Annotated in this window: 4 protein-coding genes and 1 pseudogene; all 5 read right to left on the bottom strand. The window is 45.0% G+C overall.

Annotated features, from left to right (window positions below; all coding sequences use genetic code 11):
* On the bottom strand, positions 1 to 208 hold a 208-nt coding region (locus IM477_RS05655; protein WP_287730866.1), incomplete at its 3' end, for a helix-turn-helix domain-containing protein.
* A 159-nt stretch (positions 209 to 367) separates the two neighbouring features.
* Entirely contained in the window at positions 368 to 2557 is a 2190-nt protein-coding gene (locus IM477_RS05650; RefSeq protein WP_287730865.1) for a coiled-coil domain-containing protein, read from the bottom strand.
* Positions 2558 to 2589: 32 nt separating this feature from the next.
* The gene (locus tag IM477_RS05645) at positions 2590 to 3063 is read right to left on the bottom strand and encodes a hypothetical protein (RefSeq protein WP_158202132.1); all 474 of its coding nucleotides are present in this window, start codon (positions 3061 to 3063) and stop codon (positions 2590 to 2592) included.
* 422 nt (positions 3064 to 3485) lie between these two features.
* A pseudogene (locus IM477_RS05640) lies at positions 3486 to 4090 on the bottom strand (mechanosensitive ion channel family protein); the annotation flags it as partial.
* A gap of 11 nt (positions 4091 to 4101) precedes the next feature.
* A partial coding sequence (locus tag IM477_RS05635; RefSeq protein ID WP_287730864.1) for a transposase occupies positions 4102 to 4303 on the bottom strand: 202 nt, incomplete at its 5' end.

Raw genomic sequence — 4303 nt, 5'->3', positions numbered from 1 at the left:
CATCTGTCAACCACTCATATTCTTTTTTGAGACTAGGCAATAGTCCCTGAATATAGTTTCGTGTCAGTCCTTTTCCTGTGGTTTTATAGGTTTCTTGGCATAAATTCAGGGAATAATTCCAAAACCAACGACAACAACCAAAGCTTTTTGCTAAGGCTATTTCTTGCTCGGTATTAGGCTTAAGTCTGAATTTGTACGCTTTGTACATAAGAGTTATCAAGAAACTATAACTATGATAACATAGTTTTTGAGGAATTGTCTATGTGTTGGTCAGCATTCATGAGGGGAACCCTGGGGCGAATTACTTGGGACCTTTAAAAGCCCCGTCCCATCGCGCTAAGCGCGAGGGATGAATGCTGACAATAAGTTAAAAGTGAAAAGTGGCGGCGAGAAAGGGTCCGTTAAAGTTTTGCGTAAAACCGAACGCGTTATCGCCACTACCGTTTTTATACTCGATCCCGTAGAAACGATAGGCGAATTGCAGGGAAATTTGGCGATTCACCCAGCAATCGACTCCAAAGAGGAGGTTCCAGCTTAGATCTGTATCGCCGGCCAGCCCGAAACCGGAAGCGTCTCCCCGAATCCATAAAGTGATCGGATCGGACACCTGTACCCCAAATTTACCGCCGAGGAGCGGTTCAAACCAAGTTCTCCCCTGACTGAAGGTTTGTTGGAAAGTTTGGCTGAAGTTGACGAGGGGACTGGATAGTTGTACGGTAAGCGTTTGCTCGATATCGATACTGATACTATTGAGACGAAGGCCCGCATAGGGCTGGAACCAAATTAAGGGAAAAGAGCGATTAGAGGGGTTTTCGGGCAGTTCGTGGCTGATCGGAGCGCCGATGTGGTAACTGACGGCGAAATCGTAGATGCCCTGATCGAATTGTAGGTTTGTTTCCGAATCCGCTTCGAGTTGCTGTAATTGGCGATTGTCGGCGAATTCTTGTACCTGTTGCATTGTTTGTTCTAGTTGTTCGAGCGATTCTCGGGCGTTCTGAATTTCTTGTTCGAGTCGTTGCAGGGGTTCGCTATCTTTTAACCCCCGTAACTCTTGGAGTTTCGCTTGCAGTTGTTGCAGGGGTTCGCTATCTTTTAACTGCTGTAGCTCCTGAACTTTTGCTTGCAATTGTTGGAGGATTTCGCTATCTTTAGTCTGCCGCAACTCCTCAATCTTCCCTTGTAGTTGTTGTAGGGGTTCGCTATCTTTTAGCTCCCGTAACTCTTGAATCTTCGCTTGCAGTTGTTGCAGGGGTTCGCTATCTTTTAACCCCCGCAATTCTTGAATTTTTTCCTGCCCTCTAGCCAGTGCTTCCTGTATTTGCGAGAGCTTTTCTTGAAAATCCTTTAAATTTCCTAGCCGATCGCTAAAGGCAGGATCGCGGGGTAATTCTGCTATTTTCTTCTCTAAATCCCGGAGATCTCGAATATCGATATTATCCCGAATCTCACCTATATCCACGTCGGGGAGAGTCTGAATTTTTACGACCATTTCTTGTAAAGTATTCTGGCGTTCGGCCAATTGTCCTTGAAGGCTGTCAAGAGCCTGTTTAAATTCGTTTAAGCGCTCGGCTTTTCGCTCGACCTCTTGCCGCACCTCCTGTCGAATTTCTGCGAGGGTCGTCTTCAGTTCCTGCGCCTGCTCGATTTTCGGAACGATCTCTTGCTGAAAACGTTGCCGAGCGTTACTGATCGCCGTTTCCAGTTCCTGTAACTGTTCCTCCCGAAGGGCGACTTCCTGCCGTATCTGATCGCGCACTTCTTCGGCCGCCGCTGGTAATTGGCTTAATTGTTCGGTTTTTAGGGCGATATCCTGTCGTAACGCTCGAATTTTGTCTCCTGCCTCTTGAAAGCTCCCCTCTTCTTTTAATCCTTGTATCCGATCGACCGACTGGGAAATGCCTTCGAGTCCATTGATCGCTTTTTGAATTCTCTGGCTGGCATCCCGACTCAGCAACCAATTCAAGGAGTCGATAAAATTCGGCTGTCGAACCCTTGTCTTCTGCCGGTCGATCACGTTTCTCAAGCTGGCGTAATAACCGTCGAAAATCAAACCGAAACGACCGTTCCAGGCTTCCACGCGCGCGCTACCCGTCACCCGGAGCGATTGTAACACTTCGCCGAGATCGAGATGATAGCTGACGGTACGTCCCCGGGCCGTTGCGGTTCCGTAGGTACTGATCGGAATGGTCGCGTAGGGCTGAAATTTAATCTGCCAACCTCGATCCTCTTGGCCCCGGGGAGCGGGATTTTCCGGTGCGATCGGGGTCGCAGCCGGGGTGGGTTCTGTGAGGGGAGAGGCTGGCAAAACGGGCGCTCCTACTCCCGCCAGCTCCTTGGCACAGGCACTGTCCGGTAATTCCTCGGTTCGGGTTTCCCCCTCGAATAGCAAGGGGGCGACCCTATTGGTCAAGGGGGTAAAACCCTCGCAGAAGGAAGGGGCAACGGTCACGGGAGCGATCGCTTTCCCGTCATCTATCGCTTCGGCAAGAACACTGGGGACGGGAAACGATAAACCGAACAAAGTCCAGATCAGCAGGCGGCATGGCGAGAATCCCATAATTTTTCACTCCTCACTATTAAAAAAACGATCTAGCGGTAGCAGCCGACAACGGTTACCGTGTAGGTCTTGCCGAAATGGTTGACACCACCGATAAAAAGATTGACTTGATAGGGTTCATCGTTGGGTTCCGGTGTGGCGGTAATAGTCAGGGGTTTACCCGGGTCGATCCGTACATCTTGTTGGTTAAAAAACTGTCCCGTGGTTTGATCGCTGTACTTGAGGTACATCTGGATATCGAAGGAACCACCCTCATCCGAGGATATAGTGGCCACGAATTTTTGCCAGATGCGATCGCTCGGAACCGCCCAATCGGTATTCCAGTTATTGCGAGTGATATCGACACCGAACACACTGGGAACGGTCGGTTGAGAAACGGTCTTGGTTACTTGGTTTCCTTGACCACCGATCAAAGGTATCGGGACGCAGGTTTCTGAGGCACTAAGGGGCCAATTTAAGGCAAGGGCAAGCGATAAAGTGCCGAGCCAAGTAGGACGAAAAAGCATGAGCAAAACCTCGATAAATTAATCTGGGAGATTTTGATTCTAGATTATTGAGTATCTCTGAATATACTATCTAGGGTAGATAGTATATTAAAGTTGTTTTTATGTCAAGACCTTAACTATTAATAAAAAACAATAAATATCTGATACTAAATCCAGTTATTAAAGACTGATTGTTTATTCCCCCTTTTGCCTCTTGCCTTTTGCCTATCCTGATATGTAGCCTATACTCAACGGATTTAGTATGAATTTAATCAGGGGAATTGATAGATATTAAGATGAAAATAATCAGCTGGTTTTTTTGACCAGAATAAATTGCTAATTAACGCCAGTTCGGTTTAAGGGAATTTTGCCATAGCTTCCACGAAAGAATAGGAGTTTCAGGCTACGGTAGCATCAGGGTTTTAGCTTATCCCGAACTCAGGTTAATTATTACGAATATGAATATCTTGCTGCGGGAAGGGAATCTCGATACCCTGTTGAGTAAACCTATCAAGAATAGCACAATTAATATCACTAATTACTCGCTTTTTCCTGTTAACATCATCCAACCAGAACTTTAATTCAAAGTTTAAACTAGAATGATCAAAATTAAGAAAAAAGGCTACTGGTTGCGGGTTTTTAAGTATGTGAGGATGTTGCTCGGCATGTCTAGCAATAAATTCATCACCTGTTGTGCGTTAGAATTATAACCAACTCCGATAACAATTGAACAATAAATCAAGTTATCACTACCCGTATAGGTGGTGACATCCTCAGTAAAAAACTTTTGATTGGGGATAATTTTTTCGGAATTGTCTGTAAGAATTTGCACTGTTGTCGCTCGAATACCTAGCTTTTTTACCTGAGAAGTCTGTCCTTCAATATTAATGATATCACCGGGTTTGAGAACTTTTTCAAATAATAGTAAAATACCGCTAATAAAATTACTTACTACTTGCTGCATACCGAAACCAATACCCACCGATAAACCGCCAGTAATTGCCGCTATTGCTGTTGCATTAACTCCCACATAACCCAAGATGATAAGCTTTTACGCATTTAAGTTACATTGACAGCATTACCCTTATTTTTAAGTTTTCTACTCCATTTAATAATCAATACCCCTTCATTTAAAAGCTGATTGACTACTTTTTCCAGTTCTTCTTTATTTTCAAATTCTCGATTAGCTATGTATTCTTTAGCGGAATGCCACAATAATTCTATTAGGTTGTAATCTGGACTATAAGCTGGTAAAAACTCT

Source organism: Microcystis sp. M090S1, from assembly GCF_020246295.1.
GTDB classification, from domain to species: Bacteria; Cyanobacteriota; Cyanobacteriia; order Cyanobacteriales; family Microcystaceae; genus Microcystis; species Microcystis aeruginosa.
The sequence above is the reverse complement of the archived record's forward strand: the minus strand, read 5'-3'. Positions and strand labels throughout refer to the sequence as shown.